At 64.7% G+C, this 16,207-nt stretch carries 19 protein-coding genes; 16 read left to right on the forward strand and 3 right to left on the reverse strand.

The window, feature by feature from the left end:
* The first annotated feature begins 40 nt into the window (after positions 1-40).
* The 7 genes from BLU77_RS12590 (at position 41) to BLU77_RS12620 (ending at position 4,240) form a co-directional block, all read left to right on the forward strand.
* Positions 41-349: an ArsR/SmtB family transcription factor gene (locus tag BLU77_RS12590; protein ID WP_089773483.1), complete on the forward strand. Its 309-nt coding sequence runs from the start codon at positions 41-43 to the stop codon at positions 347-349.
* Entirely contained in the window at positions 346-780 is a 435-nt protein-coding gene (locus BLU77_RS12595) for an SRPBCC family protein (protein ID WP_175477087.1), read from the forward strand. The genes BLU77_RS12590 and BLU77_RS12595 overlap by 4 nt, the downstream gene beginning before the upstream one ends.
* A 13-nt stretch (positions 781-793) precedes the next feature.
* Positions 794-1,369 (forward strand): dihydrofolate reductase family protein, encoded by a 576-nt coding sequence (locus tag BLU77_RS12600; RefSeq protein WP_089773485.1) that lies wholly within the window; start codon positions 794-796, stop codon positions 1,367-1,369.
* Complete coding sequence (locus tag BLU77_RS12605; protein ID WP_089773486.1) at positions 1,366-1,839, forward strand: pyridoxamine 5'-phosphate oxidase family protein; 474 nt, start codon at positions 1,366-1,368, stop codon at positions 1,837-1,839. Before BLU77_RS12600 ends, BLU77_RS12605 begins: the two co-directional genes overlap by 4 nt.
* Before the next feature lie 85 nt (positions 1,840-1,924).
* Positions 1,925-2,458, forward strand: coding sequence for a dihydrofolate reductase family protein (locus BLU77_RS12610; RefSeq protein WP_089773487.1), 534 nt, complete (start codon positions 1,925-1,927; stop codon positions 2,456-2,458).
* 84 nt (positions 2,459-2,542) lie between these two features.
* Positions 2,543-3,385, forward strand: a complete 843-nt coding sequence (locus BLU77_RS12615; RefSeq protein ID WP_217632447.1) for an SDR family NAD(P)-dependent oxidoreductase — start codon at positions 2,543-2,545, stop codon at positions 3,383-3,385.
* Positions 3,386-3,616: 231 nt separating this feature from the next.
* Positions 3,617-4,240, forward strand: a complete 624-nt coding sequence (locus BLU77_RS12620; protein ID WP_089775726.1) for a histidine phosphatase family protein — start codon at positions 3,617-3,619, stop codon at positions 4,238-4,240.
* Positions 4,241-4,364: 124 nt separating this feature from the next.
* Here the strand turns inward: BLU77_RS12620 and BLU77_RS23225 are convergent, their stop codons facing one another.
* Positions 4,365-4,706 (reverse strand): GNAT family N-acetyltransferase, encoded by a 342-nt coding sequence (locus BLU77_RS23225; protein WP_089773489.1) that lies wholly within the window; start codon positions 4,704-4,706, stop codon positions 4,365-4,367.
* Between the two features lie 537 nt (positions 4,707-5,243).
* Here BLU77_RS23225 and BLU77_RS12630 point away from each other — a divergent pair.
* The 6 genes from BLU77_RS12630 (at position 5,244) to BLU77_RS12655 (ending at position 10,633) form a co-directional block, all read left to right on the forward strand.
* Positions 5,244-5,780, forward strand: a complete 537-nt coding sequence (locus BLU77_RS12630) for a SigE family RNA polymerase sigma factor (RefSeq protein ID WP_175477088.1) — start codon at positions 5,244-5,246, stop codon at positions 5,778-5,780.
* Complete coding sequence (locus BLU77_RS12635; RefSeq protein ID WP_089773491.1) at positions 5,777-6,481, forward strand: hypothetical protein; 705 nt, start codon at positions 5,777-5,779, stop codon at positions 6,479-6,481. Before BLU77_RS12630 ends, BLU77_RS12635 begins: the two co-directional genes overlap by 4 nt.
* Positions 6,482-6,623: 142 nt before the next feature.
* Positions 6,624-7,547 (forward strand): hypothetical protein, encoded by a 924-nt coding sequence (locus tag BLU77_RS12640; protein ID WP_139177759.1) that lies wholly within the window; start codon positions 6,624-6,626, stop codon positions 7,545-7,547.
* A gap of 62 nt (positions 7,548-7,609) precedes the next feature.
* Entirely contained in the window at positions 7,610-8,767 is a 1,158-nt protein-coding gene (locus BLU77_RS12645) for a peptidoglycan-binding protein (protein ID WP_089773493.1), read from the forward strand.
* 142 nt (positions 8,768-8,909) lie between these two features.
* Positions 8,910-9,440, forward strand: a complete 531-nt coding sequence (locus BLU77_RS12650; RefSeq protein ID WP_245708841.1) for an ABC transporter ATP-binding protein — start codon at positions 8,910-8,912, stop codon at positions 9,438-9,440.
* Positions 9,441-9,451: 11 nt separating this feature from the next.
* Entirely contained in the window at positions 9,452-10,633 is a 1,182-nt protein-coding gene (locus BLU77_RS12655) for an ABC transporter permease (protein ID WP_175477089.1), read from the forward strand.
* A 616-nt stretch (positions 10,634-11,249) separates the two neighbouring features.
* On the opposite strand, the gene BLU77_RS12660 is transcribed toward BLU77_RS12655, so the two are convergent.
* Both BLU77_RS12660 and BLU77_RS12665 read right to left on the reverse strand, forming a co-directional pair.
* Positions 11,250-12,056 (reverse strand): hypothetical protein, encoded by an 807-nt coding sequence (locus tag BLU77_RS12660; RefSeq protein ID WP_089773495.1) that lies wholly within the window; start codon positions 12,054-12,056, stop codon positions 11,250-11,252.
* Positions 12,057-12,410: 354 nt separating this feature from the next.
* The gene (locus tag BLU77_RS12665) at positions 12,411-12,647 is read right to left on the reverse strand and encodes a hypothetical protein (protein ID WP_089773496.1); all 237 of its coding nucleotides are present in this window, start codon (positions 12,645-12,647) and stop codon (positions 12,411-12,413) included.
* A gap of 304 nt (positions 12,648-12,951) precedes the next feature.
* On the opposite strand from BLU77_RS12665, the gene BLU77_RS12670 reads away from it, so the two are divergent.
* The 3 genes from BLU77_RS12670 to BLU77_RS12680 are packed head-to-tail and all read left to right on the forward strand — an operon-like array spanning position 12,952 to position 15,874.
* Entirely contained in the window at positions 12,952-13,884 is a 933-nt protein-coding gene (locus BLU77_RS12670; RefSeq protein WP_089775728.1) for an ABC-three component system protein, read from the forward strand.
* Positions 13,881-14,126, forward strand: a complete 246-nt coding sequence (locus tag BLU77_RS12675; RefSeq protein WP_089773497.1) for an ABC-three component system middle component 6 — start codon at positions 13,881-13,883, stop codon at positions 14,124-14,126. The genes BLU77_RS12670 and BLU77_RS12675 overlap by 4 nt, the downstream gene beginning before the upstream one ends.
* An 11-nt stretch (positions 14,127-14,137) precedes the next feature.
* Complete coding sequence (locus BLU77_RS12680; protein ID WP_245708842.1) at positions 14,138-15,874, forward strand: ABC-three component system protein; 1,737 nt, start codon at positions 14,138-14,140, stop codon at positions 15,872-15,874.
* The last annotated feature ends 333 nt before the right edge of the window (positions 15,875-16,207 follow it).

A 16,207-nucleotide genomic window follows, 5' to 3' on the forward strand; every position in this document is an offset into this window, starting at 1 on the left:
AGCTGGTATAGTGCACCGATCGTTGCACTAATGCTGACGCTTGAACGCGACGCTCTTCGCCCTTTCGGACCCTACGCGGCGGGGCATACTGGAGCGTCTGAGCTGCGGCCCGGCGACGCTGAGCCAGCTCGCGTCGCCAGCGGGCCTGACCCTCAACGGGATCAAGAAGCACGTCGGGATCCTCGAGCGCGCCGGCTTCGTCGACACCGAAAAGGTGGGCCGGACGCGCCAGTGCCGGCTCGGTTCGGCGAGGACGCTGGACGAGGCGGGCGAGTGGTTCGAGTCCCACCGCCGCGCCTGGGAGAGCCAGATGGACCGATTCGAGCGCTTCGTGGGGTGGGGCGAGTGAATCGCGAACTCCGCTACGAGCGCCTGATCGAGGCGTCGCCCGAGCGCGCGTTCGACCTGTTCACGAGCCCGGCTGGCCAGCAAGCGTTCTATGGCAACGATGCGCCGGGCTGGGTCGTCGATTCGCGTTGTGAGCTTTGGGTCGGCGGCGTCTGGGAGATCGCATTCGGCTCACCGTCGGGCGGGATCTACCAGCACCGGCACGTGTTCGAGGCGATCGAGCGCCCCCGCCGCCTGCTGCTGACGACGACCGAGACGCGCCTCGACGAGTCGACGCTCGCCTTCAGCACCGAGTTCACGTTCGCGCCCCGGGACGGGGCGACGCTGATGACGATGGTCCAGTGGGGCTTCCCGTCGGATGAGCTGCGCGACGAGCACGGCCGCGGTTTGCCGTACGCGTTCGACCGGGTGGAACGGGCACTGAAGACCTGAGGAAGGAGACCGCATGGCGACGAAGTCCGTCCTGTACATGTCGATGTCGCTCGACGGGTTCATCACCGGCCCTGACGACGGCCCGGGCAACGGCCTCGGGACCGGCGGGGACCGGCTGCACGCGTGGCTCGGCGAGCCTGTGGGCGAGCTGCCGCATTTCGCACCGCCGGGGCTGAGCGGGCAAGTGTTCGCCGAGTTGATCGCGACGGGTGCGGTAGTCGTTGGCCGCAAGACGTTCGAGTACGCCGGCAACTGGGGCGGCGACCACCACGGCGTGCCGATCTTCGTGCCTACGCGCGGCAACCCGCCGCAGCCGCAGAGCAACTGGGTTCACTATGTGGCTGACGCGGCGACTGCGATGCGCGAGGCCAAGGCGGTCGCGGGCGACCGGAATGTGATGGTGCACGGCGCCGACCTCGCGCAATCGCTGTTGGGCGACGGTCTGCTCGACGAGCTCGAGATCCACCTGACCCCGGTCTTGCTCGGCGACGGGCGGCGGTTGTTCGGCAACGACCGGGTCGAGCTCGAGCTGATGCGCGTGCTCGACGCGCCCGGCGTCACGCATATGCATTACAGGGTCGCGTCATGAGACGCGCAATGATCGACCGTTCCGCTGTCGCCCGCGTGCTCGCGGCGAACCGCTACCTCGTGCTCGGCACGGCCGACGAGGACGGGGAACCATGGGTCAGCCCGGTCTTCTTCGCCCTGCTCGACCCGGAGCGCATGTGCTGGGTGTCGTCGCCGGACAGCCGGCACTCCCGCAACATCGCCCAGCGAGCGAGGATCGCCATCACGGTCTTCGACTCGACCGTCGAGGTCGGCCGGGCGGAGGCGGCGTACTTCGACGCCGACGCCGCGCGGGCGACGCCGGAGGAGACGACCGCGGCACTGCAGTCACTGAACTCGCGACTACCGCAGAACAAGCAGCTCAGCTGCGAGGACCTGCAACCACGTGGGCCGTTGATCGTCTACCGGGCCGACCTGCGACGCCGCTATGTCCTTGTCCGCGGCGGCAACGCCGAGTTCGGAAACGCCGTCGATATGACCGTCGAGGTCTGAGGCGACACGGGACCAGGCGTGAGCGGCCACGTACCAGACGTCACGAGACCCAGAAAGGTGCTCCCTGGACCGAAGGAGAAGTGAGATGGGAAAGCTGATCGCGAGCGCGCAGGCCACCCTCGACGGTGTCATCGACCCGGTCGGCGAGTGGGTGCAGCCCGACGGAGACCACGGCGACTACTCGTTCGAGCGGCAGTCCAGATCAGGCGGGTTTGTGCTGGGCCGCAAGACCTATGAAGGGCTGGCCGCGTATTGGCCAAGCCAGACCGGCAAGTGGGCGGATTTGGTCAACGCGATCCCCAAGCACGTCGCATCCACCACCCTGTCCGGAGGTCTCGAATGGAACGCGACCCTCCTCAACGGAGCCATCGAGGAGTCGATCCCGAGACTGAAAGCCGCGGTCGACGGTGACCTGTTCCTGCACGGCAGTGGCGAGTTCGCGTACACCCTCGCCACGAAGGGTCTGATCGACGAGTACGAGATCTACCTGAACCCGCTCGTCTGGGGTCAGGGCAACGTGCATGTACTCGGCGACAGGGGGACCATAGCGATGGCGCTCCGTGACGTGAAGCGGTTCGACTCCGGGGTGGTCCTCCTCACCTACCTCCCGCACTCATGACCGCAACCTGGGCTCCGAGGGCTGTTGCCAGCGTTGGCCCCGTCTTGATCATCCGTTCGATACACAGGAGGCTCTATGTCCAGGGTGTGGTTCGTGACCGGAAGCTCGCGCGGCCTGGGTCGCGCGTTCGTCGAAGTCGCGCTCGAAGCCGGTGATCGCGTCGCGGCGACTGCGCGAAACCCAGAACGGTTGCAAGACCTCGTCGACAACTACGGCGACGCGGTGCTCCCCCTGCGACTGGATGTGACCGATTATGACACGACTGCGCGCATAGTCGGTCAGGCGGTGGAGGCCTTCGGTTGCATCGATGCCGTCCTCAACAGCGCCGGCTACAGCGACCTCGGCTCGTTCGAGGACACTACGATCGAGTCTTTCCGGACGCAGATCGAGACCAACTTCTACGGGGTCGTCAACGTCTCGAAGGCGGTCGTGCCGGTCCTACGCGAGCAGGGTAGCGGCCACATCTTCCAGGTTGCTTCGCTCAGCGCCCGCTTGTCCGGCCCTGGCCTGACCGCCTACCAGGCGGCGAAGTGGGCCATCGCCGGGTTCTCCATCGGCTTCGCACAAGAGATCGCTCCGTTCGGGGTGAAGCTCACCGTTCTTGAGCCGGGCGGAATGCGCACCGACTGGGCGGGCTCCTCGATGACGATTCCTCAGCCCAGTGCGCCGTACCAGGCATCGATCGGTCCCCTCGCCGAGCTGATACGCGCCACCTCCGGTCACGAGGCGACCGACCCGCGTCGTGTCGCCCGAATCGTGCGCGACCTCGCCGGGCGCGACGATGCCCCCATACGACTGCTGCTCGGCACCGACGCTGTGCCGATCGCGCAGCAGACGGCACAGGAACTCGCCGCGAGCGACGAAGCCTGGCGAAACGTCAGCCTGAGCGTCAGCGATGGAACGCCTCCGACTGCCGACGCGCCGTAGAACCGCAGCACCGGGCAAGTTCTCTCTTGCCTTCCAACGCAGCACCACAAGACCCAAGGACCCTTCGAAGGCGATGCCCCAGAATCGGGTCAGTCGCAGTTGCAGGCTGTACCGGGGCGCCCGCAAGCGGAACCTGCCGGGGTGCGACGCACCCAGGTTGGTCAGCGCGGCGGTCGCGTCCTGTAGGGGATGGTCATGCGGGAGGGTGTGTCGGCTGCTTTGATCGTCGTCATGAGAGAGCTGTTCGTCGTGACGCATCCGGAAGCCACGCACCACGTTGAAGGCAGAGTGGGCGGCTGGTTCGATTCACACCTGACCGGTCGAGGGCAGCGGCACGCCCACCAGGTCGCAGAAGCGCTGGATACCCGAATCGATCCCGGGGCCGCGCTCTTTACTTCCGACCTGCGACGCACACAGCAGACAGCCGATGCGATCGCCTCGCGACTCGGTGTAACCCCGCGGGCTCTCTTCGAGTTGCGAGAGAAGTCCTATGGCGAGGGGGAAGGCCAGCCCGACCCTTGGTTTCGAGAGCGCTTCGTGCCACCGCCAGCCCGCGGAGAGCGCATGAGCCACGACGAGGGTCTCGTGGGCGCGGAGACCAAAGCAGAGTGGGTCCGGCGTGTCTACGCCGGCATGGATATCGTGATGGCCGATCCTGCGCATCAGAAGGTGATCGTCACTCACGCAGGCTCAGCGACATTCGTCATCGCCCACTGGATTGGTGTGCCCCTGAGCGCCCTCGACTTCGTCAGCTTCCGCCTCGACCCGGGGAGCATCACGCACCTTCGCGAAGATGACTACTTCCACAATCGCACCGTCATCGCCCTCAACAAGATTGGCCACATCGTCGGCTAATGCACCTGTGGGACTCATCGGTAGGAGGACACCTGCGGGACACACGTCCTTCCACACCTCACTAGCCGCCGCCGATTCGGGTTCGGCTTACGGGACGGGCTGGGTCTAGTCAATGCGGACGGCTCTATCGCATGGCAGCGGTCGAAGCCTTCGCTGGGTGGAGTGGCCTGCTCATCACGTACTCCTCGCCCGTGCGCCCAGGCACCGTTCGACCCGTGTGGGCGAACCCGGCGCGGGCGTACGCGCGCTGTCCGGCAATGTTGTCCACGTGGACCGTCAGGACAATCGCGTCCGACAGAGGATAGGCCCGTTGTGCCAAGGCCACGGCCGCACCAGTTGCTGTGGTGCCGATGCCTTGCCCCTGGCATCGAGTATCGATTGAGAAGCCGCGTAGGAGCACATGGGAGGAGCCCGAAGGCCAGATGGCGCGATTGGCTCCGTCTGGGTGAAGCACTCCGATGCCCACGACCTGCGATCTAGGCTCCTAGATCGGTGGCGTGGGGTCGTACTGGATGTCTCGTCACACTTCACGTGCCCGGTCATTGCCGGACAGCCTGCTCACCAGGTGTAGCGCCATGTCGATCCCAGCGGAGATTCCTGCCGAGGTGATGATGTCGTCGTGGTCGACGAACCGTGCTTCAGGATGGGTGTGATGCTCGGATCGAGTTCTGTGAGCTTGTCCAGCGATGCCCAATGAGTCGTCGCGGGGCGACCGTGAGTAACCCGGCTGCGGGCATACACCAGTGAGCGTGTGCTGTAGGTCCTCATCTGATCTGTCAGAGCGTCCTCAAGGAGAATCCCGGTACTTGAGGAGTGGCTGAGCATCCGCCTGGAGTGGCTGGGCCAGGTCGGCTACGAGTGAGCGATACCCGACGGCAGGTCAGCCCGCTGGTCGGACCTATTTTCGGATGTCTGTTACCTCCGGGGCGAGTCGTGCGTGTAAGAGGGTATGAGTGCCAGCACAACGGACAGTCCTCCCATGGGTCTAGGGTGTGATTCCCTGATGGGTGTGGCGGAGGACTCTCTGGACGACGGTCGCAGCACCGCCGAGGCGGGGTTCAGTGCGTTCGTCGAGTCTGCTGGTCCGTCACTGCTGCGCGCGGCCTGGCTACTGACTCTTGATTCCCATGACGCCCAGGAGCTCGCGCAGGAAGCGCTCGCTCGCACCTATGCGCAGTGGGGCAGGATCTGGCGCGATGGTGAGGACCCTTATCCGTATGCCCGCCGGATTCTGACCAACCTAAGGACTGACCGGTGGCGGCGGCGGCAGACCCGCCTGGAGGCTGAGCGCCGGTGGGGCCAACGTGCCCACCGGCCGGGTCCGTCTCCGGAGGTGTCTGCGGTCGATGCTGACCAGGCTCGCCGCTTGTTGTCCGCACTGAGCCCGTTTCAGCGGCGTGTGCTAGTGCTGCGGCACCTGGAGGATCTGTCCGTTGAGACGACTGCCCGCATCCTCGGGTCGACCAAGGCTGCGGTCAAGATGGCCGCGTCCCGGGGGCTCGCGCAGCTGCGTTCTAGCGACCAGGAGGAGGCAACGTGAACGGCCCACGTGACGATCAGGACAGCTCCTCAATGCTGGAGGTGCTGATGCAGACCGCTCCAGCTGGTGACCTGGACTTGGCGGTGATTCGGGCACGCGGCACACGTCTGCGCCGCCGGCGCCACGCCCTCATTGGAGGAGCCACCTCGGTATCGGTCGCCCTGGTGGTAGGTGCGGTCTTCGCGGTGAGTCAGCCTTCCCTGGGCCCGCAGCCGGCCGGCCAGGTCGATAGCCCCACGAGCACGGCAGCCACCGCCACCCCGGAACAGCCCAGCAGTGAACTCCCGTTCGACGTCACCGCGGTTCAGCAATTGGCCGATGTCTATGGCATGCGCGTCGATCATGCGGAGGAGATCACACCAGGAGTGCTGGATATCGCGTTGATCGACAATGAATATGCCATCACGTTCGTCGCTACTGTCGCCGACGCTAGTACGCCGGCCGATGGGCAGTCTGAACTGGAGGCGATGACGGGTGACCGGGGTTACGTAAGCATCATGATCGATGGAGGCGAGGCGTTCCGTTTTGATACGGCTGCGGGGGACGAGAGTACGGACTACGCGGTGCTTTCCGACGACGGCATGAGGATTGTCTCACTCTCGATCGTCTCGGCCGACGGCGAATCTGCGTCAGACGCCATCCCAGACGGATTCCTGAGTTTGGCCGAGGAAGACCTACTGCCGCTCCTGATCAGCATCTGACCATGGTCATAGCAGACACGACTTTGAATAGAGGGACTTCTTCCTATCCGATCGATGAAATGGGTCATGAGCAGTGAGAATTTGCACAAGGGGCGCAGGGGGGATGCGCAGGATGGGCGTCGGCACGTCTTCAATTGTTGGAGTGGCACTGGTCGGCCTCCTGACTCTGACGGGATGCAATCCCCCATCAGAGAACGGCTCAGACACGCCGGTGGACGGAAGTCCCTCGACCTCATCTGCTCCGGATGAAGGCGCCTCCGATGAGTTGGTGGAGTCGGCTTTGTATCCGGGTGCGTGGGCCACGCCGATTGAGCAGGCACTGACCCCTGACCAGGACCGGTTCGAGGCGGTCTCGGAGTCCTCAGCGCTAGCCGTCGAGCAGTGCATGATCGAGCGGGGATTTACGAGGTTTGTGGCCAAGAGAGAAGCGCGTCCCATTCAGAGATACTATGGTGTGATCGATCCCGACGTGGCGCGAGTATGGGGATACACGGCTCCAAGCACAGCAGGCGAAGAGACTGACGATCCGAACGCCGCGCCCCCGATGGAAAACGCTCCCTTGGCCGAAGAGGATATCGCACTCGCGGGGACAGATGAGAGTCGCACTGAAGAGGTCACGCTGCCGGACGGAACAGTTGTGGCCCGCTACGATCCCGAAGCGTGTTGGAATATCGGGAGGCTGCAGGTGCAGCCACACCTCTTTGAGATGGTCGCCCTGCAGATGCAGCTGGAAAATATGCTCAATAACGCATCGATGACCGTCGAGAACAGTGCGGAGTTCCGGGAAGCATATGATGAATGGGCCGCGTGTGTTGTTGACAAGGGAGAGACCAATCCTCCGTTCCCTGACGGGCTCTACGGCACTGTCTCTTCTTCTTCCGGGGAGGTCTCGGCCGAGGAGATCAGTGAGGCGGTGGCCCATGCGGAGTGCAAGGGTGAGACGGGTTTCTTGCGGGAGTGGTCGCAGCTGCGCGTGGAGGCCGAGCAAGAACTCATCGCGCAGACCCCGGGACCGCTCGCAGAGTACGTGGCGCTGGCAGAGGAGACGTACTCAGGTGGGTCGTAAGTGAGGGCGGACGCAGTGCTGCTGGTCTTGTTGGTGCGTCTTGCGGTGAAGGGACAGCGCACGTGAAGGTCACTCGGGCTCTGCTTGGCGTGCTGGTTCTCGGGCTGGTGTTCGCCGCAGGTTTTGGGCTTCGGATGCTGGTGAAGACGCCGGACGAGGCGGCGCTGCCGGAACCGGAGCCGGAGTTGGTGACGGCGGGCGTAGCGCCGGCTGTGCTGACGAGCGTGCTCAACGGGTCGGCCTCGATCGTCTCGGAGACACCGACTTCGGTGAATCCGCCCGCGCCTGAAGGGTCGCTTGGCGTGGTGACGGAGGTTCCCGTTTCTGCGGGCGATGCGGTGCCGTTCTGCGGTGTGCTGGTTGAGGTCTCCGATCGGCCTGTGCTGGCTCTGCCTGGCGATATCGCCCCGTTCCGTGACATTGGCGTGGGGGACTCGGGTGAAGACGTGCGCCGGTTGCAGCAGGCGCTGCGGGACTGCGGGTACTCGATCGCCACGGATGGGAGCTTCGGCGCGGTGACGGCTGCAACGGTGAGTGCCCTCTATCGCGAGAATGACTACTCAGCGCCCACCAGGGAGGTCGAGTCTGACCCAGAGGCCAGCACCGTGCCATCGGACGGGGAGGAAGCGGCAGAATCGACCGAACCAGCGACACCTGAGCCCCCGAAGCGCGAGGTTGTCGTTCCGATCTCGGAGATCGTGTTCCTGGAGAACCCGAGCTGGGTGGCCTCGACGGTGGCGCTGAGTGCCACAGTGGGAGAGGAACCGCTCGTCGAGGTCAGCAGCGGTGCGCTGCACGCCACCGTCGCCTTCACCGCCGCGGAGCGCAATGCCCTCACCGGCGATGAAACGCTCGTCCTCACACTTGAGGGGGAGCAACACGAGTTCGAGCTCCCCGAGCTGCCGGTCGCCCCCACCATCGATGACGAAGGCGAGCCCACGTTCCGAATCTCGATCACACTGCCCGACGGGGTCAGCCGGGAGGTGGCAGGCACCGAGGCTTCCTGGACGATCACCGCGGGCAGCGAGGAGGAGTATCCGCTCGCGGTTCCCGTGACCGCCTTGCATGCCGCTGCGAACGGTGCAGAGACGGTGCACGTGCTGGACGCCGACGGCACGATCGAGGTCGTGGAGGTGTCTCAGATCGCCTCCGGCGGCGGATACGTCGCCCTTGAGGGGGACCTCGCTGCGGGTGACAACGTGGTGGTGGGCGCGCAGTGACAGCCCCACTGCTGCACCTGCGCGGCGTGGAACGCACCTACGGGGCTGGCGGTGTGATCCACGCCCTCAACGGGATCGACCTCGACGTGAACGAGGGGACTACCTGGCGATCACGGGCCGTTCCGGGTCTGGGAAGTCAACGTTGCTGAACGTACTCGGGCTGTTGGAGCGGCCCACGGCCGGGGTCTACGAGGTAGATGGCGTCTCCACCCAGCACCTCAAACCCTCTCGCCTCGACACGCTGCGGGCGCACATGTTCGGGCTCGTGTTCCAAGCATTTCATCTGGTCGAGTACCTGAGCGTGCAGGAGAACATCCAGCTCGGCCTGACCTACGCCAGCGGCGGCCGGGCGCGCGATGCCGACCGGGTGCGCGCCGTCGTCGAGCAGGTGGGGATCGAGCACCGGCTCTCAGCGCGGACGAACACCCTCAGCGGCGGGGAGCGGCAACGCGTAGCCATCGCCCGCACGCTTGCGCGGCATCCACGGGTGCTGCTGGCGGACGAACCAACCGGGAACCTCGACGAGGCCAACGCCGAGGCGATCCTGCGCCTCTTCGACGACATCCATACCAGCGGAATCACCGTCGTCGTGGTGACGCACGACGCCGAAACGGCAGCCCGGGCAGCACGCCACGTCCTGATTCGTGACGGCGTCGCGGAGCAGCAACGATGAGCCGGTCAAGGATGAAGATCGCCGCCATGCATCGGCAGATCTGGACCCAAGCTGGCCTGGCGACGCTGCGCCGGCCAATGCGGTCCTTATTGACAGCCCTGGGCGTGGCCCTGGGTGTGGCGGTGTTCGTGGCCACCATCGGGATGGCGGCCACGCTGAACTCGGTGGTGAACGCCACTTTCGATCAGCTTCAGGCCACACGCGTCACGGTGAGCGATACCCGCACCATCTACGACGAACCACTCACCGACGTCGACGCGATCGACGCGCAGCTCGACGCGCTGGGCGGCGTGGAGAGCGGCGGGCTCCTGGGGGAGGCAGGGGCTGTCCAGGCCGCGGCCAACGATGCCGAGGCAAGCCGAGGGACCATCGTGATGGCAGTGACCCCGGGCGGACTCCAGGCCAGCGGATCGCGGTTCGCGTTCGGCAGACCCTACGACGAAGCCACAGCGGTGACAACAGAGCCGGTAGCCGTGCTAGGCGCCAGAGTCGCCGCGACACTGAACATCACACAACTGGCGCCTGGGCAGGCCGTCATCGTCAACGGCGTGCGGGTCTCCGTGGCCGGGGTACTCGCCGACCACGGATCGGAACCCCAGCTCAACAACGCGATCATCATGGACCCCCGGCAACTGGACCTCATCGCGGTGCCACAGCCCTTGGAACAAAAGATCCTCGTGCGCGTCGAACTGGGCGCAGCGGCATCAGTGGCGCAGGCCGTGCCCTACGCGATCCGCGCACACGACCCCACGGCGGTAGGCGTCTCCTTCCCGCCCGAGCCGGGCGGAATCCGCGAAGGCGTCCAAGAATCACTGAACACCATGACCTACGGCGGAGCCGGCGTGGCAATCGTGATCGGCGGCGTCGGAATCATGAACGCCATGATCACCTCCGTCAACGAACGCACCTCCGAGATCGGACTACGCCGCGCACTCGGCGCCCGTCGCGGGCACATCGTCGAGCACATCCTCATCGAAGGATGCCTCATCGGGCTGCTCGGAGCACTGCTCGGCCTGCTCCTCGGAGTCGGGACGCTGATCGGCGTCTCCTGGTTCAACAATTGGACCCCCGTACTCCCAAGCTGGGTCTGGGCGGCGCCATCGCTCGGCGGGCTCGCAATCGGCGCACTCGCCGGGCTATACCCAGCGCTCCGCTCCGCGCGGCTCAGCCCTGCGGCAGCGCTGCGGGCGTAGTCGCGGGAAGTGACGGGCTCCGACCGTGACTGTGCGGTGGTCATGCAACAGACCATCGACACGGCGGGCACGGTGCTATCGCCGCAGCCGATCCCCGAGCGGCAAGCGGGATCTCGGCCCCGGGTCGAATGTCATTGGCGGCGAAAGAACCCGTCTCGGGGCAGACAACGTGCAGCCGTGTTGGCTCCCAGAGCAATGATGGCTGCGCGCTTACCTGTGTGAGTCTCTTGCACGCGCGGTGCCAGCGGGCACCGTGGGGGCGTGTCGTACCCAAGTGACCTCACCGATGACCAGTGGGACCTGCTGTGGCCGGCGTTAAACTCGCTGGGCAAGCGTGGCCACAAACACGCCGAGGACCCGCGGAGCGTGGTGGACGCGATGCTGCACAGCGCCCAGCCCGGCTGTGATGGCACTACCTTCCGGCGTCGTTCGGGCCGTGGACTGGGCCAACTCCAGGAATCCGGCCTCTACGAGAGTGTGCTTGCTAATTACCCTCAGAGAATATCCAAACTCCCGCACGCCATCCGGACGCGCAGCCCGCGCCCGCACACGGGTCGTCAAAGGAACCTAGTTCGACCTTCGAGCGGCCGCGACCAGTTGCGGTAGTCCGCTTCGGTCACTCGACCGGCGTCTGCTGTGCAATGTCGCGAAGGCGCCTTGAGATGTCCACGGCTTTTTGCAACTCATCGTCGGACAGCGGCTGCGCGTGAGCCACGGCGTTCCTGGCGGCTCGTACGATCTCCATCTCTTCAGCGAAGATATTCAGAAAGCGCCCGACGCGCCCCTTCTCATCAGCATCCACCACCCTACGCGGGTCGGGCTGGAGGTATCGGCCCCTGTTCACGAAGGGGAAACCGTCCCGAAGCCATTCGGCATTTTCAAGCAATTCCACACGCAATGCGTTTTGCGCCTCGGTTGGTTCACTGATCGCGTCGGGTACGAAGCTGCGTCCGTCGGCGAAGGCATCGATCTTCGCCTCGAGCCCCTGCACGGCCTTGCTCAGTTCACGGTCCCCAATCATTATCGGCACGGTCGCCGAGGCGCTTGCAGTCGAGGCGGTGGATACGGCGTTGTCGAGCCGCAGGTTCTGAAGTTCGATCCGGTTGCCCAGAGAGGCGACCTCGGTTACCGCAGACGCTGCCTTTTCCTCTGCGACTGCGACTCTGCGCTTCATCGAAACTCCGAACGCCCCGACTTCCGCCAAGTCCGGCCAGACAAGGATAAGGAAGAGGAGCACTCCCGCCAGCACCATGCCGGAGTTGAGAGCCACAGGCGCGCACACGGTCGCTACTTCCCTTCCGCTCGAGTTCTCAGTGATGGTCGTCGTGCAACTCTCTGCCCAGCCAAGTTGAAAGGCTGTCAGGCCGAGCAGCAGAAGCAGCCCCGCGAGGGCCCACCGCGCTCCTCGTATGAAGGTCGCCATCGGGATCCTCGTCTTCCTCGGAGGTCTCGCACCAGAAATCTTGGACGGAGCTATCGTAGAGGACACACTGCGAGCAAGTTGGCGAAGGCGTTTCGCTATCTGTCGGCGGACGGTCGGTAGAGCAGCGAATGGTCGCACGTTGGTCCCGAGGCGAAGGCGGCGGAATGCAGCCTGTGGATATTGCATGCGCGCTGGCTAGCTGGGTGTTGTCGTGCTGCGTGGCCCACTCGTGCGGCTCGGCCGTTCGCTGCGAGGGCTCGCAGTATGGCGGCGAGCCTGCCGCAGATCTGTTCGATGTTGAAGGCAAGGCTTGCGCTCGAGCACCCGGCTCGGTCCGGGATCGACGCCGACGGACTACGGACTCTCGCCCGAGCGGGCTCCAGGTCTGCTCGGCCTACGACGGCTCGCTCCCTTCGGCTCCGCGTACTCGAACAGGAATACGTGAGTGAGGTCGGCGAACTCGATCAGCCAGGCGTAGGCCATCACCTTCTCTCCGCCACGCTTGAAGCGAAGTACAGCCTGGAACGTGGACAGTTCCCCTCCGCCATCCTCATCCCCGCGAAGTGACTGCTCGAGCTCGCGTACGTACATGCTTGGCTGGTGATAGAGCGGCTGATGTACGTGAAGAGACCGCTCCTGTCGGCGTCGCTCGTGATGCGACCGATCGGGACGCCGCGGCCTTCAAGGTCGATCCAGAGTCGCTCGGCCCTGCCCGGGTGATCGGCAGGTACAGCGCGGCAGCGCACTACTCGATATACGCCCGGCGCAACGTAGAGGCGGCGTGCGGGTTGTCCGCGTTGATCTCACCAAGGGGGCGGTCTTCGATCTTGGGCTCACGCGTAGCACGGGTCCGATAGCCTGTCCCAGCAAGGCCGTCGAGTCGAAGAGGGGTGCCGTGGACTTCTACGAGCGGTTGTCTATGCGCCCCGTTCTCTGGATGAAGTTGCACTCGTTGACGGGTGACGCGTTCCAGGACTTTTTCCAGGACCTGATGACATGCTCGGACCCCTCGTTCGTCGATGTTCGGACACACGGCAATCTGGGTGACCTGTCAAGTGACGGGTTGAGCCTTCATGACCGCCGTCTCTACGCCTGCTACGCGCCGGAGACGCCGGACGCCTCAAAGACGGTCAGCAAATTTAATGGCGATCTCGCCGGTGCGCTCACGAAGCGCGCCGGCCAGTTCGACACCTTCGTCTTTGTGCACAACGACACCCGAGGCACCCATCCGGAGGTATCGGCGGCTCTGGCCGGCGCCCGCGACGCCCACGACGGTATCCACTTTGAGGTGATGGGCGCTCGGCGCCTGCGGGACATCATTGGGCGTCTGAGTCGCGATCAAGTCGAGACGCTTCTCGGCAGTCAGATTCCGCTGCAGCACACGGTCACGGTGGGTCTTGTTGAGATGGAGGAACTGCTCGCCGAGTTATCAGTAGCCAGCATCATGCTCGACCAAGCCGTCCCGGTTGAGGCTGTCTCGATCGACAAGCTTCAGTTCAGCGCACTTACACCGGACAGCCAAGCCGAGTTGCGCAACGCCATGCGGCACTCGCCGATGATCGATGACTACTACGCACGTCGGATCGATGTGAACGAGCGCGACGAAGTCGCTGCTCGTTTCAACCTGGAGTATCGGGACGCAGCTTCCTCCGACGTTGAGCCAGAAGACACGCTGCTTCGGTTGCGCGAGTTCCTCGCCGGATCGCGTGTTCAATCCGGCCCTTTGTACCGGGCGCAAACAGCGGTGCTCGCATACTTCTTCCAACGCTGCGACATATTCGAGAACCCGCCGGAAGGCTGGGTTGCACCGACCGAGGTTGCGTCATGATCACGCCGACCAAAGGGATCGCGCCCCAGCGGGCATTGCTGACCGTGGGCGCACAGATTGCACAAGTCTTGGATGAGCCGATGACGGTGAGCCAGGTGTGGTCAAGGTTCGCGCGATGGCGGACTTCCAATGGGCACAACGCTGCAGTTTCGTTCTCCTGGTTCGTGCTGGCCCTGGACACGCTTTACGCGCTCGGCGCTATACGGCTAGAGGCCGGGCTGATTGTTCGGAGTGTCGAGTAATGCTGAGGGAGGTGCGATCGAGCGACGATCGTTTCAAAGCGGTCGCCTTTGGCCTAGGTCTGAACATTCTCGTCGCGGACAAGACCGCCACCTCGACGACAACGGACAGCCGGAACAGTGCCGGTAAGTCGTCGCTCGTCGAGATATTGCATTACGTGCTTGGCATGGGGCGACTGACGGACTCGGTCCTGGCCAACGGCGCGCTGCGGGAGGACGTATTCACGCTGGTCCTCGATTGGCCAGGACTCACGGAGCCCGCTACGGCAGCAAGATCCCTCAAGTCCCGGTCCCGGTCGAAGGTGGGGGTGAGCCCGGACGTCACGGGCGGAGTAGAGACGTTGCCGACCTTCGCTCGGGACGTGCCGGTTGCGGAGTGGCTCGCCGCAATCGGCGCATCATTGTTCGGACTACCCGAGGAGCACCCCGGCGTGAGCGTCCGCGGGCTCCTGTCCTTCTATGCGCGCCGCGTCTCCCAGCACGGCTTCGATGACCCAGTCCAAACCTTCTCACGGCAGTCCGTCACCGAAGCATCTTCCAACGTCGCCTACCTGCTCGGACTTGACTGGCGGCTCGCCGCGGGCTACCAGTCGCTTGCCGCCAGAGAAGCTGTGCGCAAGAAGCTCCGAGAGGCCATCAAAGATCCCGGATTCAAGTTGGTCGTCGGTGCCGTCTCCGAACTGCGTGGGCAAGTGACTGCGGCCAAAGCCCGGGTCCGGTCGCTGCAAGAGCAGGTCGGGGCGTTTCAAGTCGTGCCAGAGTATGAGCGGCTACAGGCAGAGGCAGACGCGGTCGACGAGCAGATACGGACCCTGCGAAGCACGGACGCTGCGGATCGTCGCAATATCCTCGATCTGGAGGCGGCGATCCGCGATGAGGACGAGCCCGATGTCAACTACGTAGAGCGGATCTATCGCGAACTCGGCGTTGAACTTCCAGGGGCCGTGCTGCGCACGTACGACGATGTGCGGGTCTTCCATGACTCGGTTATCGCAAACCGCCGCACCTATCTGCAGGACGAACTTGAGGCGACTCGCGGTCGGCTCGACGAGCGGCAGCGTTCGCGCGACAGCCTGGGAGAGCGACATGCAGCGTTGCTCCAGACATTGGAGCAGGGAGGGGCACTCGCGGCGTTCACCGCCCTTCAACAGCAGATGTCTGCTGCCCAGACAGAACTCGGGACGCTGCAATCACGACTCGACACGGCGGTGCAGTTAGAGGCGACGCAGGCTGAGATTCGGCTCGAACGAGGAAAGCTCCAACAGGCCATCAGCAGGGACCTCGGCGAGCGGGAAGAGACAGTCACCGAGATCAACACGCTGTTCCAGAGGTTCGCCACAACCTTGTACGGGGCCGAGCGGGACGCATGGGTCGAGATCACCGCTCTCGAAACCAGTCTGCGTATCGATCCTCATATCGGTGGTGAGGACAGCCAAGGCGTCGGAAAGATGGTCACGTTCTGCTTCGACCTGATGACGGCAGTAGTCGCTCGCAGGGGCGGGCGGGGTCCGGACTTCTTGGTACACGACAGCCATCTGTTTGACGGGGTGGATGAGCGGCAGGTAGCTAAGGCGCTGTCGCTCGCTCGCGAAGTCTGTTCTGAGGAGGATCTGCAGTACGTCGTCACCATGAACTCTGACGATCTCGACAAAGCCGAGCGTCACGGTGCGGGCGTCGCAGACTGCATCATCGAGCCCCGTCTCACGGATGAATACGACACGGGCGGTATCTTCGGGTTCCGGTTCGGCTAATGTAGTTGTCGCGCGCTGAACCTCGGAGCGCCCGCTCATGGCCGGATCTCAGGCTATTTCCCTACCTGGTGGCGGATTCGCCAACGCCACGGGCTTCCATCGGACGGATCCACACGGTGTCGGCGGGCGCAGTGGACTGCTGGACGGAGCAGTGACAACTTGACCTGCCCCATTGCGGGCAGAATGGGTCGGGCCCGAACCCCACGTGCGCTGATCCGTCCCGCAAGCCGAACCCTCACTGAGATTGGCGCACCAGACCCGGCGCCGCGGCCCGTGCGCAGGCACCGTCGTCCCGCAAGCCCCGTCCGCGAGATTCACCGGGGATGGGGCGTC

It is taken from the genome of Ruania alba, from assembly GCF_900105765.1.
Taxonomy (GTDB): domain Bacteria; phylum Actinomycetota; class Actinomycetes; order Actinomycetales; family Beutenbergiaceae; genus Ruania; species Ruania alba.